21 protein-coding genes are annotated in these 16,330 nt (G+C 36.7%); 5 read left to right on the forward strand and 16 right to left on the reverse strand.

All coding sequences use genetic code 11. The features are described 5' to 3' along the window. Together CVS92_RS01965 and CVS92_RS01970 are read left to right on the forward strand one after the other, a co-directional pair. Positions 1-320 (forward strand): uracil-DNA glycosylase family protein (locus CVS92_RS01965; RefSeq protein ID WP_320205033.1); only part of this gene is annotated, 320 nt, incomplete at its 5' end. Further along, complete coding sequence (locus CVS92_RS01970; protein ID WP_107788329.1) at positions 317-1,567, forward strand: hypothetical protein; 1,251 nt, start codon at positions 317-319, stop codon at positions 1,565-1,567. The genes CVS92_RS01965 and CVS92_RS01970, both read left to right, overlap by 4 nt. Positions 1,568-1,610: 43 nt before the next feature. On the opposite strand, the gene CVS92_RS01975 is transcribed toward CVS92_RS01970, so the two are convergent. From CVS92_RS01975 to CVS92_RS02035, 14 genes are all read right to left on the reverse strand, one after another. Next, on the reverse strand, positions 1,611-2,000 hold the full coding sequence (locus CVS92_RS01975; protein WP_107788330.1) for a YbgC/FadM family acyl-CoA thioesterase: 390 nt from the start codon (positions 1,998-2,000) through the stop codon (positions 1,611-1,613). A 9-nt stretch (positions 2,001-2,009) separates the two neighbouring features. Continuing rightward, on the reverse strand, positions 2,010-2,162 hold the full coding sequence (locus CVS92_RS08975; protein ID WP_159070345.1) for a hypothetical protein: 153 nt from the start codon (positions 2,160-2,162) through the stop codon (positions 2,010-2,012). Positions 2,163-2,172: 10 nt separating this feature from the next. Then, the gene (locus tag CVS92_RS01980; protein WP_107788331.1) at positions 2,173-3,345 is read right to left on the reverse strand and encodes a Cj0814 family flagellar-dependent secreted protein; all 1,173 of its coding nucleotides are present in this window, start codon (positions 3,343-3,345) and stop codon (positions 2,173-2,175) included. A gap of 122 nt (positions 3,346-3,467) precedes the next feature. Next, entirely contained in the window at positions 3,468-3,992 is a 525-nt protein-coding gene (locus CVS92_RS01985) for a threonine/serine exporter family protein (RefSeq protein WP_107788332.1), read from the reverse strand. Beyond that, positions 3,985-4,767 (reverse strand): threonine/serine ThrE exporter family protein, encoded by a 783-nt coding sequence (locus CVS92_RS01990; RefSeq protein WP_107788333.1) that lies wholly within the window; start codon positions 4,765-4,767, stop codon positions 3,985-3,987. Before CVS92_RS01990 ends, CVS92_RS01985 begins: the two co-directional genes overlap by 8 nt. Next, entirely contained in the window at positions 4,751-5,230 is a 480-nt protein-coding gene (locus tag CVS92_RS01995; protein WP_107788334.1) for a DUF4149 domain-containing protein, read from the reverse strand. Before CVS92_RS01995 ends, CVS92_RS01990 begins: the two co-directional genes overlap by 17 nt. Before the next feature lie 10 nt (positions 5,231-5,240). Further along, positions 5,241-6,053, reverse strand: a complete 813-nt coding sequence (gene prmC / locus CVS92_RS02000) for a peptide chain release factor N(5)-glutamine methyltransferase (protein ID WP_103641534.1) — start codon at positions 6,051-6,053, stop codon at positions 5,241-5,243. Next, a complete protein-coding gene (locus CVS92_RS02005) occupies positions 6,043-7,245 on the reverse strand; it encodes a M48 family metallopeptidase (RefSeq protein ID WP_103641535.1) in 1,203 nt (400 codons plus the stop codon). Before CVS92_RS02005 ends, prmC begins: the two co-directional genes overlap by 11 nt. 11 nt (positions 7,246-7,256) lie before the next feature. After that, positions 7,257-8,630: a sodium-dependent transporter gene (locus CVS92_RS02010; protein WP_103641536.1), complete on the reverse strand. Its 1,374-nt coding sequence runs from the start codon at positions 8,628-8,630 to the stop codon at positions 7,257-7,259. A 177-nt stretch (positions 8,631-8,807) separates the two neighbouring features. Continuing rightward, the gene (locus CVS92_RS02015; protein WP_107788335.1) at positions 8,808-9,248 is read right to left on the reverse strand and encodes a hypothetical protein; all 441 of its coding nucleotides are present in this window, start codon (positions 9,246-9,248) and stop codon (positions 8,808-8,810) included. 108 nt (positions 9,249-9,356) lie between these two features. Then, a complete protein-coding gene (locus tag CVS92_RS02020) occupies positions 9,357-10,157 on the reverse strand; it encodes a 3'-5' exonuclease (RefSeq protein ID WP_107788336.1) in 801 nt (266 codons plus the stop codon). Continuing rightward, positions 10,154-10,801 carry a ribulose-phosphate 3-epimerase gene (gene rpe / locus CVS92_RS02025; RefSeq protein ID WP_107788337.1) on the reverse strand — a complete coding sequence of 216 codons (648 nt, stop codon included), beginning with the start codon at positions 10,799-10,801 and terminating at the stop codon, positions 10,154-10,156. Before rpe ends, CVS92_RS02020 begins: the two co-directional genes overlap by 4 nt. Positions 10,802-10,810: 9 nt before the next feature. Further along, positions 10,811-12,184: an anti-sigma factor antagonist gene (locus tag CVS92_RS02030; protein ID WP_107788338.1), complete on the reverse strand. Its 1,374-nt coding sequence runs from the start codon at positions 12,182-12,184 to the stop codon at positions 10,811-10,813. Further along, on the reverse strand, positions 12,181-12,927 hold the full coding sequence (locus tag CVS92_RS02035) for a hypothetical protein (RefSeq protein WP_107788339.1): 747 nt from the start codon (positions 12,925-12,927) through the stop codon (positions 12,181-12,183). Before CVS92_RS02035 ends, CVS92_RS02030 begins: the two co-directional genes overlap by 4 nt. A 173-nt stretch (positions 12,928-13,100) precedes the next feature. Between CVS92_RS02035 and rpmB the strand changes: the two genes are divergently transcribed. The 3 genes from rpmB (at position 13,101) to CVS92_RS02050 (ending at position 14,762) form a co-directional block, all read left to right on the forward strand. After that, a complete protein-coding gene (rpmB, locus tag CVS92_RS02040) occupies positions 13,101-13,292 on the forward strand; it encodes a 50S ribosomal protein L28 (RefSeq protein ID WP_021090707.1) in 192 nt (63 codons plus the stop codon). Positions 13,293-13,315: 23 nt separating this feature from the next. Further along, positions 13,316-14,446 carry a potassium channel family protein gene (locus CVS92_RS02045; RefSeq protein ID WP_021090478.1) on the forward strand — a complete coding sequence of 377 codons (1,131 nt, stop codon included), beginning with the start codon at positions 13,316-13,318 and terminating at the stop codon, positions 14,444-14,446. A gap of 115 nt (positions 14,447-14,561) precedes the next feature. Further along, positions 14,562-14,762 (forward strand): YdcH family protein, encoded by a 201-nt coding sequence (locus CVS92_RS02050; RefSeq protein ID WP_103640775.1) that lies wholly within the window; start codon positions 14,562-14,564, stop codon positions 14,760-14,762. A gap of 25 nt (positions 14,763-14,787) precedes the next feature. Here the strand turns inward: CVS92_RS02050 and epsC are convergent, their stop codons facing one another. Next, a complete protein-coding gene (gene epsC / locus CVS92_RS02055) occupies positions 14,788-15,339 on the reverse strand; it encodes a serine O-acetyltransferase EpsC (protein ID WP_084041512.1) in 552 nt (183 codons plus the stop codon). Between the two features lie 4 nt (positions 15,340-15,343). Further along, complete coding sequence (gene cysK / locus CVS92_RS02060) at positions 15,344-16,249, reverse strand: cysteine synthase A (protein WP_107788340.1); 906 nt, start codon at positions 16,247-16,249, stop codon at positions 15,344-15,346. Positions 16,250-16,330: the final 81 nt, after the last annotated feature.

The following is a 16,330-nucleotide window of genomic DNA, read 5'->3' on the forward strand; positions in this document are numbered from 1 at the left end:
CTCTACTTCGGTGTGAAATTTCACAAAATGATGATAAAAGTCCGATTTTAAGCCGTTCTATTGAACTTTGTCGTCCTTATTTGTTTGAAGAGATTAGGCTGATAAAGCCAAAGATAATCGTGACTTTAGGAGAGAAAGCCTTTATGCATTTATATCCAAATTTATTATTAAAAGGCGGATTTGCAAGCATAAGAGGTAGTATTTTAAAAAATGAAAATAGCCTTATTTTACCAACGTTTTCGCCAGAGTGGATCAGCAAAAATCCTAGTTTTGAAAATATTTTTATAGATGATTTAAGTAAGATCAAAGGAGTGATATGAGAAAAATTTTACTTTTTTTAGCCATTTTTTCGACTATTTTTGCATCGCAAGATGAGATAAATTTTGAGAGTAATGTTACAAAAAACCAAAGTCTATCAGGTATACCTCCAGCAAAGATTACTTATATAAATTTAGAACCAGAATTTTGTGATAATGCCTGCTTAAATGAGCTTATCAAGGCTGATTTACTGGCTAGTTTTATGGCGAGATTTGAGACAACAAAAATAGACGATAATGCTCTTTTGGAGCTTTATATCTCTCTTGGTGGTGAAGCTATTTTAAAAGTTAATAAAAGCGGCAAAATCGCTGTAATCATCCCACAAAAGATTATAAAATCTTATGCAAATGTTGTATCAAACGCGGTCTTAAGCTATGTCTTAAAGCAAGATGCAGATGTTGAGATCAAATTTATAAATAGCAACGATGAAAGCCCACAAAGTCTTACAAATGCTATGCAAACGGCTAGAGCCCAAGGCTTTAATTATTTTATCGCAGCCCTTACATCAAATGGTGCAAACATTATAAATTCGCTAGTTTTATCAAATGAGCTTATCTACATTCCAAGCGTTCATAGCTCTTTTATCATAAATCCAAAGCCAAATTTGATCTTTGGTGGCATTGATTATAAAGACCAAATTTCAGCTTTGCTAGCTTACTCAAACGAAAAAATAGTTGCATTTGACGATGGTAGCTCATTAGGACAAAAGCTAAATGAATATGTCCGCATGCAAAGTAGCGATTATCATGAAGCCTCTATCGTAGGCAAAGATATAAATTTAAATGATACTTTAAGCAAAAAATCCAAATTTAATGATGCAAGTATATTTTTAAACATCCCAATCGTCAAAGCTTCTCTTGTAGCAACGCAGATGAGAGGCTTTGAGATAAAACCATACGCACTTTTAAGCACACAGATAAATTTTTTACCAAATATCTTTAATGCCATCGCACAAAGAGATAGACAAAATCTTTTCATCGCGAACTCACTAAATCCTGTTAACGACTTATTTTTGGGGCTTGGTGATCTTTTTGATGTAGATTTTAGATATTCACAAATCGGCTATTCAAGTGCTTTTGGTGCCGAGTATATATATACAAATTTTATAGATAAAAGTGCTGATAGAATTTTTACCGAAAGAGTTGAAAACTCTCAAGTCTTATATGGAGTTAAAATTTATAACGCAAAAGGCGACCACTTTGACGAAGCAAATCAAGAAATTTTGCTCGATCAAAATAGCTCAATGTAAAGGCACAAAGTGGCTAAAGTTAAATTTTTAATTTAGCCATGATCTAAAATTTAGAATTCTCCAAAAATTTCTTTATCTCATCATTTATCTTAGCAAGCTTCTCTTCTTTCATAAAGGCCAACGTAATCGTCGCTCTAAAAAGTAGCTTTTCGGCATTTTTGTCATCAAATTTATAAATTTCTTGCTCCAAAACAAGACTAGCTTTTTTAAGCTCTAAAATTTTGGTTCTAACAAATACTTCATCGCCAAGCACAGCTGAGGCGATAAATTTAGCCTCCAGCGACGAAACTACAAAGTATCCGCTCTCTTTTGTGAAATTTAGCCCAGCCTGAAAAAATGCTTCACTTCTAGCTCGCTCGCAAAATTTTATGTAGTTTGTATGATAGACTATGCCGCCCGCATCGGTATCTTCGTAGTAGATTCGTATTTTCACAGCCACTCCTTAGGCTTTTAGATTAAGGCACATTTTACTGATTTTTCTTAAAAGACCCATTATATCCGCCTCTTTTTCCTCATGCGTCTTTAAATTTTGCCCGTGAGCGCTACTAGAATCATAATTTACGTTTGCGTTAAATCCGTTTACGCCGCCTATCATATTAATCCTTTTAAGCCTTTATATCCACGCTCTTAGCGTTAAATTTCATCATCGCCTCAAGTTCTTCTAAATTTTTTCTAGTATTTTGCTCTAGCTCTTTGTCGTATTTTCTGTTTTTACCCAGCATCTTTTGCGTTCGCTTTTCTTGCCTGGTTAGCTTTTCTAGGCGTTTTTGCGCCTCTTTCACATCCTCTTGCATTATTTCAAAGAGGCTTTTTGATTCTTTGCCGTCGTCGCTAACGTTTATCTCGCCGACAAATTTTAAACTCCTTGCAAAATCTACGAAATCTTTTAAATCTTGAGGCAATGAATCTACTAAAGATTGCGAGTATTTATCGTATTTATGTCCATGCAAGTCGGTAAAGGCTTTAATTTTTGCTTGGTACTCTTGCGAGGATATGTTTTTATCCAGCCCGTTAATCTTGCCGTGATAGGTGGTTTCACCTTCTATGGCGTGACTATTTTTGTTTAAAATGCCGACCAAAAGCCCGCCTTTGGTTATATTGCCGTCTTTATCGGTATATTTGTCTTTTGTAGTATCAAAATACATCCCGCTGCTTATATCCTCTTTGCCGCCGCTGTTGCTGTTTAATATATCGGTAGATGGTTTTAATCTCTTATGCTCTGAGTAGTAACCAATCGTAGAGCTATTATAAAAAGTAGTCGTTATGCTAGTTCGTTCATTTCTTTGAAAGCTACTATCGGCTCCCATATAGTCTGATATTTTGCTATGGAGCTTTAATACCTTGAGCGTTTTATTGTCGTATTCGTATCCTTGAGGAAATTTGGCGAGATCTTCTTTGTTAAAACTTTCTTTGGAATTTAAAACGTCCTCGCCAACTACTTGGGATAAAATTTTATATGCATTGCCGACTGTTTTTGCTATATCTATGTTTTTAAAATCGGCTTTTAAAATGCCCGAGTTAGTATTTACGTTCACGAGCGATTTTAAGGTATCTGAGTGGATTTTGTAGTCCTTTGGGATACCTGCGGCTTCGTTAAATTCGGACGTAAAATATCCGTCCGTATCGACTTTGTAGCCTAAAACTTCGTTAAATTTATGCTCGACCGTATCCGGCTGCGAGATTTCATTTTTATATATGATTTGACTCTTTATGCTATGTTTTTCATTTAGTTGAAAATTTTTAGCGACACTAGAAAATCCGCCGATACCGCTTAACATCATAAATCCTTTTAAAATTTGGTTTTAAGCTAGATCGGCAAAATTGAAAAAATATCTAGTAAAAATAATAAAAACTATCAAAAAGCCATACAAAATTTCTATTTCTATAGCAAAAGGCAAATTCACTCGCGCGTCTTTCTCATCGCCAGATCGCACTTGGCACCGCGAGTTATCATCAAGGACTGATCGTAAAATAAAATAAGCACCACCGAAACCCCGACGCCAAGCGCTAACGAGACCGTCGTAGTCGTGATTGCGTTATCGAAAAATATGATTAGGTATTCGTTTTTCTTAGCGATATTAGGCTCGTTTAGAAACGAAAATAGCGCCAAAATGCCCTTATACGCGTAAACTCCGGGCACCATCGGCAAAAGCGCGGGAAACGCGATGATCTCGGCGGGCACTTTTAGCCGTTTGGCAAAGAGCATACCTAAAATCCCGCTTAAAAATGAGACGATAAGAGTGGCGACGCTGATGTTAAAAAATCCCATCTGCATGATCCAAAAGCGGCTAGCGTGCGCAAACGCCGCAAGCAGCGCGCAAAATGCGAGAGTCCTTTTTGGCGGAGAGCTAGCGTAGGCAAAGCCGAGCCCCGCCACCGCGGCAAAAGCTCCGTCTATAAGCGTCGCGGTAAAAAGCTCAAACATGTAAAATCTCCGCATTGCTAAGCGAGAGCGTGATATAGACACCCACTGCTATGCAAAGTATCAAGATGCCCGTACTCACGGCCCTGCTGATGCCTACAAGCGTGTTGTCGTTTAGGATATCAAAGACCGAGTTTATGAGAAAAACGCCCGGCATCAAAAATAGTATCGACGAGCCGATCGCCACGTCGCTAGTGTGCGTAAAGCCGTAAAATACGCCAAGATAGGCGATAAAAGAGACCACGAACGAGACCAAAACGTACTGGATTTTTAAATTTACGCCCATTTTAGCAAGTGCAAATCTAAGGCTATAGCCCACGAGCGTCGCGAAAAATACGCAAGCTACCGAGCCAATATCGCCGCCAAAAAGCTTGCAAAAGGCCGCATTTGCAAGGCTTATTAAAATAAGCGAACTTGCAAATTTATTTGCCCCGATACGCATGACGCCTTCAAACTGCTCTTTGGCCTCGTTTAAGCTTAAATTTTCATCCAAAATCCGCCAGCTAAGCGACGAAAGCTCAGAAATGCGGTTAAAGCTCACATAACCAAACGGGATCTTTTTTACGTAGGTTCGGCGCAGGGAGTTGTCGACCGAGTCCATCACGCTAATGGTAAAATACTTCACAAAAATCGTCACGCTAACGTCGTGGCCGTAGTGTTTAGCTATGCGGTCTACGCACTTTTCTACGCGCGCTGTGTAGGTGCCAGCACTCACCATCGCACTCGTGTATTCGGCTAGAAAATTTGTTAAGACTTGAATATCAGGCTTTGCGTTCATTTTGGCTAATCTTAAATTTCACAAAAAATAAAATGATTTGTAAAACAAGCATGATTTTCATCACATATTCACTCGCACTATGCATTTTGGCAAATTCAGCCGTCTTTGTCGCGTCAACACCCAAATTCTGAGCGTAAACTATAAAAGGTGTAAAGAAAAATACAAAGCTTAAAGCTAAGGCTAAATTTAAAAAAGCAAGCATTAGCATGCTAAATTTTAGTGAAAAAATAAGCTTTTTTCTAAGATCAAATAGCTCACTAATCATTATAACTATGCTTATAAAAAGCAAAATATAATTAAATTTCAAAAATATCTTTGTCATCATTTGACCGCTCATAAAATGCGTAAGTATGCCATCTCCTATGATGCTTTGTGGGAAAAATATGACTGGCGCCACCAAGATACCAAGCGTTAGCTCAGCTCCTATAAGTACTGCCAAAAGCAAAAAATAAACTCCTCTCAAACTCTCTCCTTTATATTTTTAACTTCGCGCAAAAGCCTCTATCAAAGCCAGCCAAATCTTTGTAAAAACTATACTCAAAACCATTGGCCTCTAAGAATTTTTGCATACTTGCTTTTTGATCGTACCCCATCTCACAAGCAACGTTTTTGATATTACGATCTTTGGCTATGAGAATAATATCTTTTAAGATTTCATCTCCTACTTCGCCTCCAAAGAGCGCACTTTCCGGCTCATTTAGTACAAATTTACTAAGTTTATAGCCTCTTGCAATATATGGCGGATTTGAAACCAAAATATCAATATCTTCTAAAATTTCATCCACATAAGAGCAGTTTAAAAATTTGATCCTCCCGCCTACATCAAATTTATCTGCATTTTTTTTAGCAAGCATCAAAGCTTTTTCATTAATGTCTGTTGCTACGATATTTGCCTTTGTTTTTAGAGCTAGCATGATACTAATAATGCCGCTTCCTGTGCCTATTTCTGCGATCTTTGGTTCATTATATTCGCGTGAAATTTCTATTACTTTATCCACTAAAATTTCTGTTTCAGGTCTTGGGATAAGCACTCCGCTTTCCACGTAAAAATCAAGCCCATAAAAGCTAGCTTTACCAGTTATATATTCAAGAGGCTCGTAGTTTTCATACCTTTTAACTAGAGCAAAATAGCCACTCTCATCAAATTCATTTTTTTGATTTAAAAATACCCATTCAATGCTTACATCAAGATAGTTCATAAGCAAAATTTTAGCCACTCTGCTTGGATTTTGACAAAGCGGGCTTAGCCTTAAACTAGCCTCTTTAAGAGCTTCTTCAATTTTCATTTTCTAGCTCGTTTATACGCTCAAAGAGGCTTGGGTGTGAGTGATAGACGAACGCGTAGAGCGGATGGGCCTTCGGGAAGGCCTTGTTTTCGGAGCCTAGCTTTTTTAGCGCGCTTATCATATCGGTTTTGTTTGAGATTTCGCCTGCGAATTTATCGGCGCCAAATTCATTCGCGCGGCTAAAATACGAGCTAACCGGCAAAAATAAAAATCCGAAAATCGGCGAAAAAAGTAGCAAAAACACGATCATTCCGCCGCCTCCGCTATGAAGCCCAAGCGCTTGATACGCAGCGTCTGGGATGTTGCCGAATATCAAAAACATAGCAAAAAGCATAACCGCGCTTAGAGAGATCATTTTTAGGATATCTTTGTGCTTAAAGTGCCCAAGCTCATGGCCCAAAACGGCGATTATCTCCTCTAAACTTAGTTTTTTAACGAGCGTATCGAAAAGCACCACGCGTTTAGTCGCGCCAAGGCCGCCAAAATAGGCGTTTAGACGGTTGTCGCGCTTGCTGGCGTCTATCGTAAAAACGCCGCTACTTTTAAACCCGCACCGTGCTAAAAGCCCTTCTATACGGCTTTTTAGCTCGCCATCTTCTAGCGGCTGCATTTTGTTAAAGATAGGCGCGATAAGCGTCGGGTAGATGAGATTTATAACGAGCGCGACGGCAAAGCTTAGCAAAAACGCCCAAAACCACCAAAAATCGCCCAAAAATCTAATGCAAAGCAGCACCAACCACACAAATAGCGTGCCAAACACCAGCGTTAGTGCGAGCGTTTTAAGCAGATCAAGCGTAAAAATTTTAGGCGTTACGTTTGAAAAGCCGAGCTTTTTATCTTTGACGAAGGTTTCGTAGATATTTAGCGGCAGTTCTAGCAGCGACGAAACGAGCAAAAATACCATAACCATAAAGACGTTGTCGCCTATATCTCCAGTTTTATAAGCATGCCCCGATATCGCTCCAAGCCCCCAGCACGCCCACATCATAAATATCGCGGCGTGATAAAAAAGGCTTGCTATCTCAAATTTTTGATTCGTTATTGCTGCAGCGGCGGCGGTTTCGTATTCGCTCTGCGATAAAACGACGGCCGGCTTTTTAGCCTCCGCACGTATAAAATTTATCTGTAAAATCGCCAAAATCGCCTTTGCGGCAACGTAAAAAAAGTAAATACAGAGCAAAAAATAAAACATATTTTTACGCCCTATTTTAAAAAATTATCGTAAAACGAGCTGATAAAAAGTACCAAAATGATAAACGGTACGACAAATTTTATATACCAAAACCAGATATTTATTAGTTTTGCATGTTTTTCACTACCTTGCAAAATTTCTTTTTTTGCATCATCTTTTAGCACCCAACCTACAAATATAGCACAACCAAATGAGGTAAATACAAAAAATATCGTTGCGCTTATTGCATCATATGCGTCAAAAATATTCTTACCAAAAATGCTTACATGACTTAGTATGTTTGTGGCCATCAGCGAAGGTAAATTTCCTAAAATAAATATACCTCCAAGGACTAAAAATATTGCTTTTTTGCGTTTTATCTTAAATTTTTCTTGAAGAGTCGTGATTATTACTTCATATATTGGTAGTGATGTCGTAAGCGCAGCGATCATCAGCAGCGTAAAAAACGCTACCGCGAAAAATCCACCAAAAGGCATATGCGAAAAAACGATCGGCAGGCTCTTAAACACGAGGCTTGGGCCGCTATCTGGTGAGACGCCGTAGCTAAAAAGCGACGGAAATATCATAAAGCCTGCAAGCACGGCAATTACCGTATTTAAAATGCCTGTAATGATAGAAATTTTAACCAAACCCTCATCCTTTTTCACAAAGCTAGAAAGTGTGATCATCACACCAAATCCAAGCGAAAGAGCAAAAAAGACCTGTCCCAAAACATCGACAAAAAGCTTTAAGTTTATCTTTGAAAAGTTAGGTGTTAAGTAAAATTTTACGCCTTCTATTGCACCATCAAGTGTGATATTTTTAGCAATCATAATAAGCATTAAAATAAAAAGTAGTGGCATTAAAAATTTCGCTGATCGCTCGATACCACCGACCGCACCTTGTACCAAAATAGCGTAATTAACTAGCACAAAAACAAGCGTCGCAAAGCTGATAGCCAGCGGATCGCTAACGATATTTTGCTCATAAAACGCGCTCGTAGCCTCGAAGCTAAGCACCTGCGAGAGATCAAGCATACCAAATGAAATTTGTGCGATGTAGTTTAGCACCCAGCCGCCAATAACCATATAGTAAGCCATGATGCCAAAAGCACCAACAAGTCCCATCCAGCCAACGATCTGCCACTTTTTACTGATCTTTTTACCATTTATCGATCCGCCAAAAGCATCCACGGCGTTGCATTTTAGGCGTCTGCCGATCGCGTTTTCGGCTAAAATCATCGGTATACCGATCACGATCATCGCGATACAAAACACGAGTACATAGGCGCCGCCACCGTTTTGCCCGACTAGATACGGGAAGCGCCACGTCGCGCCAAAGCCAACCGTAGCTCCTGCAACAGCTAAAATGTATGTGAGCCTTGAACTCCAAGATTTTCTATCCATCTTTTTGCCTTTGTGAAAAATAGGGATTATATAAAAAAATTGATTAAATTTTGCTAGCAACAAGCGGTGTTAGGATGCAAGCCCAGTTTTTTGTTAATTTTAAGAATTTTTACGAATAATTTTTCTTTCACATTTTGTTTTTATGGACAATTTTAGACAACTGCTTAAAAAAATTTATTAGTGCAAAACACCAAATTCTACATATCCCTCCATCGCAATAAACAATATCCAGCCCTCCTTGGGACCACAAAAATAGTGATGCTCTGGGATATTTTCAACTATAAATTTTAAAAAATCGTAAAAATACTTAGGCGCAAATTTAACCTCTATATTTGTTAAGTTGTCGCCGATGTAGCTTATATCACCACTTAAAATTTTACTTTTGATGCTTGGATTTGAGCTGAGAAATTTTTCAATGTCGGTAAAATTTTTATATTCAGCCGTTTTGTAACCTTTTAAATTTTGTAAAACTGGCTTTGAGCCAATGAAGGCCAAATTTTGCTCTATAAATTTCGCCCCATCGTTACTCGTGCACCACTTATTGCTAAAATTTGATAAAAAAGCGAGCATCTCATCGTCAGCTGAGATAAAATTTGAAACTAAATTTTTCTGGCTCATTTGTCTCCTTTTTTATAAATTTTTAGCAAAACTACCCATAATCCTTTAAAAACAAAGATCACATAAAAATTAATGATTAAATTTGAGATTGTGGATAATTTTTTATCGTTAATTTGCACATAAAACCGGTTCAGGTTTTAGCTTCACACTTGGAGCTGTTTTGCTAAAGCTTATGAGATCCTCTGTCGTTTGGATACTAAAAGGTAGGCGTGTAAGGCAGACTTTAAAAATTTCAGCTGCCGCTATTGCGTCATTTAACGCTCTGTGGTGGGTATTATTTATGCCAAGAAGCTCTTTTAGTGAGCCAAGTCCGTATTTTTGTGAAGCGATAGTACGGCGACTAAGATCGATGGTGCAAAGCTTTCTATTTAGCAGCATGCCAAGGCCGATCTCGTTTAGGCTATGAGAGATAAAGCCGTAGTCAAAATTTACGTTGTGCGCGATAAAGACGCTAGTTCCAAGAAAAATTTTGAACCGCTCAAGTACATTTAGCAAATTTGGCGCACCAACTAGATCGCTAGCCTTTATACCGGTTAGCTCGGTGATATTTTCAGGCACCACAGGAGCTGCCACAAAGCTTTCAAAACGCCCTATCTCAATGCCATTTTTCATTTTTATTGCACCGATTTCAATGATCTGACCACTCGTCGTACCGCCAGTCGTTTCGATATCAACCACGCAAAATTCCTGCTCGCTAATATCTCTAAATCTCGTGCCAAGCTCGATCTCATTCTCTTCATTTCTAGTGATGTCAAGCCCAAGAGTTCGCCACATATCAAGATCGCGCACGTCAATGAGTGATGAAATTTCATCAATATCGCTAAATCTTAAAATAAACTCATGATAGCTTAAATTTTGCCTAGCTAAAATTTCTATGCTATTTTCTAAACGCTGTTTTTTTGGTTTCAAAACTCAAGCTTTATGGCGCGAATGGCTTGTTCGTAAGAATTTGATGAGAATATGTAGTTGCCAGCCACCAAAATATCAGCTCCAGCCTCTTCAAGATCAGGCGCATTTAGTCCGTTTACGCCGCCATCTACTTCGATCAGACACTTAGCGTTTTTTCGTTCTATCAGCTCTCTTAGCGCCCTTGTTTTTTCAAGCACGACTGGCATAAATTTCTGACCGCCAAAGCCAGGATTTACGCTCATCAAAAGCACCATATCGACTCCATCAATGATATGCTCGATCGCGCTAACTGGCGTATGTGGATTTAGCACGATGCCAGGACTTACGCCATTTTTTCTAATGTGATCAATGAGCCTTAATGGGTGCTTCTCTTCTTCAATGTGAAAGGTTAGAAATTTTGGCTTTAACGGCAAGAAAAGATCAGCAAAAAATGAGTTATTTTCAACCATTAAATGAATATCAAGTGGCTTTGTAGCTGCTTTTGCAACGGCATTTACCACAACTGGGCCGATAGTTAAATTTGGTACAAAATGCCCATCCATAACATCAACATGCACCAGATCGCACCCAGCCTCGCAAATGGCTCTTATCTCAGCTGCCAAATTTCCAAAATCAGCCGATAAAATACTAGGTGCAACATACATTTTTTCTCCTTACTTGGTTACAAATACAAAGCCTATTTCGTCATCTTTTACATCTAGTCTATTCATGATGCCTACACTATTGTGATCAAAAAAAACATCATCGGATAAAATTTTAGGCAAACTAACTTTTACTTTTATGCCTTTTTGCCAAAGATGAGTCAAAAATTTATCCGTAATGATACTAAAAATTTGAGAATATCCACTTAAATAATCATTTGAATCATTGCCTTCAGGCATAAAAATAGAGCAAATTTTGTCTAATTTATCTTTTTTTACTCCAAATAGCACTCTTGCGTAAATATCACCATAATACTGAACACAAATACGCAAGTAATCGCACTCATCCTCTATGTCAAGCGCACTAACTTTGGTATCAACACATAAAATTTCTTCTTCTGCTAACTGTGAGATAATTTTGCTCGCGATTTGCGTCACATAAGATGAAATTTGAGCCACACTCTTGTTGATATCTACTGGCTCTGCATCAAAGTCTCTTTTTTTAAGATAAAAAATAGTGTCGTCTTTATAAAAGTCATTTAAATTTTTATAGATAAATATATTTGCATCTTTAAGGTACGTTACTAATTCAATAGATAAATTTGATTCGTTTATGCCACAAAGCGAAATAAATGCACCTGATCTTTTGCTGATTTTAGCAAGCTTGATTAGAAATTTTGCGCCCCTTATATTTAAAGCGCCAGAAATATTTACCCATAAAATAAAAAATTTATATCCGATTTTTAGCATAATGTCATGAGCTGACATATCAAAATCTTCAATAAAATCTGAGTCCATAAAACTTTTTATGGCATAAACAACGACACCATCTTTTATAAAAGTATCTATCTGGTTTTGCTTTAATCTAACATGATTTAGCTGTGATACTGCATAGCTATATAAAATCTTTTTTTTATTAAACTCGGTCGCATCTCTAGCCTCAACCACATCAAATGAGCGATTTTTGAGATAATTAGCCAAATAGTGCTTATACTGCTCAGTTGAGTTGTAAATGAAAACTTTGTCATTTGCGTTGTTTAGAAATTTATTTAAAAACAAGCTCGCGATATTTTCACTTTCAAACATTGAAATATTTAAAATATTCTTAACTGTTTTCATCATCAATTCATAAAAAATTTCATTGTAATCGCAAATCGCAAATACTACGCCATTCTTTTGCGCTTCTTCGCTTAAATTTTCAATTATTCTACCAAGCCAAACGGGGCTAAAAAATGTAACATTTTTTAGCGAAAGTAGTATGACGCTGATATCACGCGATGAAATTTGGTTTATATATTTTTCACTTAATTTTAATGGAACATTCTCTGCTTCCAAAAAACCAAAAGGCCTTATAATAGCCATTGAGCCATTAAAAGTTAATTTCATTTTTGTAGAGCTTTTTTAATAAATATAATGGTTTGCATCTCTGGATAAACATTGATATCTAAAATTTTATCAACTCCAAAATCATAAAATTCAGGCCTGCTGGACTCATAAGAGAGCAAAATCTCAAAAAAGCAAAGCATCTCTTTATCAATCTTGCCTAATGATTGTTTATTCATATTCATTGCTTTTAAAAAAATATCCCAAAGACTAAAGCCATATTTTTTTTGCAAAATTTTATTACAGCTTACATCAGAATACAAAATAACATCTGACATACAAGATGGATATTTTGAAAATAAATTTTCACACACTATAATACAGGCAATAGAATACGAAGCAAGTGATAAATAACTGTATCGTTTTTCTTTAAAAGAATTTAATACTTTTAGCCAATCTGATAAAATTTTAGCATTAAGCTCGATCAAATCAACGATTTTAAAATTAAATACCTTATAAATTTTTGGGGATTTTAAAAATATAAAATAAGAAAGCACTATCGCTCTAAAAGTATCAATGCCAAGCATATTTGCTATTACTACCGAATCGTTGCCATCATAAGGAATATCAAATTTTGCACGTTTAAAAATGGAGCTAAAATAAGTTTTAAAAGATGCTATATTTTGTAAAGTAGTAACTGCTTCAGTTACATTACCAGCTAACAAAAAGTGCTCGACCTTTTCAAAAAGAGTTGGCATCTGTAAAACAAAATCAACATTTTTTTCGATCAACTCTTTACTAAGCATTTTGTATCACTCAAGATTTCTAAATATTTTTGCTATTTATAATTATAGGCAAAGGTGTTATTTTATCTAGATTATTAATAAAAATCAATTCTTTTAAAAAAGAATCTATTTAAGCATTACTTTTGTTTGTTTTAGATAAAATCAGCAGAAATTTTTGTTTATAAGGAAAAAAAATGTCAAAAAGATGTGCGATAACAGGCAAAGGACCGATGATAGGCAACAATGTGAGCCACGCTAACAATAAAACTAAAAGAAGATTCTTGCCAAATCTTAGAACGATTCGCGTTACACTAGAAGATGGCACTACAAGAAAGATAAAAGTGGCTGCTTCTACTCTAAGAACGATGAAGAAACAATCAAACTAAGAATATAAAATGAAGAGGAATTTATGTCTTTTCTCTCAAGACTTTTAAAATTCCTCAACTGGTCAAACTCTACAAAACCAGAAATAAGCCTAGATACTGAGCTTTACGAACAATTAAAACCTTTTAGATTTCCACTAATCTCAGTCGTATTACTGTTACTTTTTGGAACATTAGGTTATGTCTTAATAGATAATTTCTCGCTAATAGATGCCTTTTACCAAGCTGGTATGACTTTTACAACAGTTGGTTTTACCGAAGTTGCTCCAATAACTCCAAAGGGCAGAATTTTTACTATCACATTTATACTTATTGGTTTTATTATATTTACACTATCGATTGGTATTGTGGTTGAGGTTTTAAAAAGAGGCACATTAATTAGCATTTTAAAGGAACGACGCATGCTTTATAGGATCGCAAGACTAAAAAATCACTTCGTTATTTGTTATCACAATCTATACACAATCGAACTTAGTGCTCAATTTCGCGAAAATCATATACCTTTTGTAGTGGTCGATGATAGAGAAGATATTGCAGAGCTAGCTCAAATTTATAAATACCCATATTTCATAAAAGCTCAGCCACACACGCAAATTGCCTTTTTAAAAACACATCTATCAAGCGCAAAAGGACTTATAACTCTTAGCTCAAATATTGCTGATAACATCGCCCTTATAGCATCTGTAAGACTTTATGAAAAAGAGATAGGTCGCAGAAAACCTTATCATATCATCACAAATGCAGAGACAGAAGACGATACGCAAAGATTAAAAAAATTAGGCGCTGACAATGTGGTAAGCCCATCTCGCTTAGTCGCCCAGCGGTTAAGTGCTATGAGCGTAAGGCCGGACATGGAAAATTTATTAGAGCAGTTTTTGTATACAAAAAATTCACCTATCGATATAGAAGAAATTCTTGTGCCTGATTACTCTTGGATAAGATTTAAAAGATTAAAAGAGACTCATCTACGAAATATTACAAATGCGGACATAGTAGGCATTAGAGATATAAATAATAATTTTGTGCCAATGCCAAATGGTGACACATTAGTAGGAACAGGATCAAAGCTTTTAGTTATCGGTACCGTTGATGGAATACGTCTAACCAAGCGTGTTGTAAAAAGCAAACACAAACCTGAAGAATTTAAATACGTATAAAATAAATTTTTCTACTTGCTCTTTTTAAAAATTCAAGCAATGTCTTGGCACCTTTTTTATATCCAAGCATTTACAAAGTCTTGATAAAATTTCTCAAATTTTTATAGGAGCCGATATGTTACATGAATATACAGACCTTATAAATGAGCTAAAGAAAACCGATGCTCGTTTTGCTGCTCTTTGCAAAAAACATGATGAGCTAAATAAAAAAATAGACGACAATCTGGCAAAACCATCTGAAATTGATAGTTTAAAGAAAGAGAAATTAAAACTAAAAGACGAAATTTATGCTCAAATTTTAAAGCATAAAAAGTAAGAATAAATTTATCTAATCTTTAAGATTAGATAATAAATTCTGGTTCAAATTTTGTCCCATTTACTCGAACTATTCTCGCTGGTATACCAACGACTGTCGCATTTGCTGGGACATTTTTTAACACGACTGAGTTTGCGCCGATCTTGGCATTTTCACCGATCGTTATGGCACCTAGTATCTTTGAGCCAGCTGCGATAGTCACACCATTTTTTACAGTCGGATGTCTTTTGCCACACTCTTTTCCGGTGCCTCCAAGTGTTACTTGATGATACATCATTACATCATCGCCTATCTCAGCTGTCTCACCGATAACCACACCCATGCCATGATCTATAAAAAATCTCCTGCCGATCTTTGCTCCAGGATGGATCTCGATGCCCGTTAAAAATCTTGCAATTTGTGAGATGAGTCTAGCTAGAAAAAAATGTTCTTTTTTATATAAAAAATGAGAAATTTTATGAAACAAAACCGCATGAATACCAGGAGTGTTTATAAGTATTGCCAAAAAGCAACACTTATGTACCGATGGGTCTTTTTCACGAACAGTTTGAACTAGCTCCTTTAGACTCTCCCACATATTTTTATGCTCCGTAAAGCTCTGTACTTAAGTATCTTTCGCCATTATCTGGAGCTATGAAAAGTACTTTTTTGCCAGCGCCAAGTCTTTTAGCTACTCTTTTTGCAGCCACGTAAGCAGCACCACCACTTATGCCTATCATGAGTCCATCACTTTTTACAATTGCTCTAGCTGCGTTTAGTGCGTCATCGTTACTTACTTTTTCCACTTCGCTAACTAGGCTCATATTCATAGTATTTGGTAAAAATCCGGCTCCAATGCCTTGAATTTTATGCGGCCCTGGGTTGCCACCACTTAAAACCGGCGATGCTTCAGGCTCAACTGCGATGATCTTAGTATCATAGCCTTTTTCTTTTAAAATTTTTGCTACGCCACTTATTGTACCACCTGTGCCAACGCCAGCTACAAATGCATCAAGCTTACTAAAATCAGCCACAATTTCAGCTGCTGTTGTTAGTTCGTGAGCTTGTGGGTTATACTTGTTTTCAAACTGGCTTAGCATTACGTGATTTGGCTGAGCTGCTAGCTCTGTAGCTCTTGCGATCGCTGCTTTCATGCCACCAGACGCTGGAGTAAGCTCAAGCTGTGCACCATAAGCAGCTACGATCTTACGTCTTTCGATACTCATGCTCTCTGGCATGCAAAGTATCACTTTAAAACCAAGTGCAGCACCACACATCGCTACACCAATGCCAGTATTTCCGCTCGTTGGCTCAACGATAGTATCACCATGTTTTAGCGTATCGTCAGCTAGCATCTTAGTTATCATATTAAATGCGATCCTATCTTTTACAGAGCCGCCTGGATTAAAAAACTCTAGCTTTACATAAATTTCAGCCTCATCAGCACCTGTTTTTATCTTTACAATAGGCGTATTACCAATTGTTTTAAGGATATTATCGTAGATCATTGCCTCTCCTAAAATAAATTTTAAGTAAATTTAGCACAGAATTTAAAATAAAACATAAAAAGTCCTAATTTATGCCAAATT

This window comes from Campylobacter concisus, from assembly GCF_003048555.1.
Taxonomy (GTDB): domain Bacteria; phylum Campylobacterota; class Campylobacteria; order Campylobacterales; family Campylobacteraceae; genus Campylobacter_A; species Campylobacter_A concisus_AO.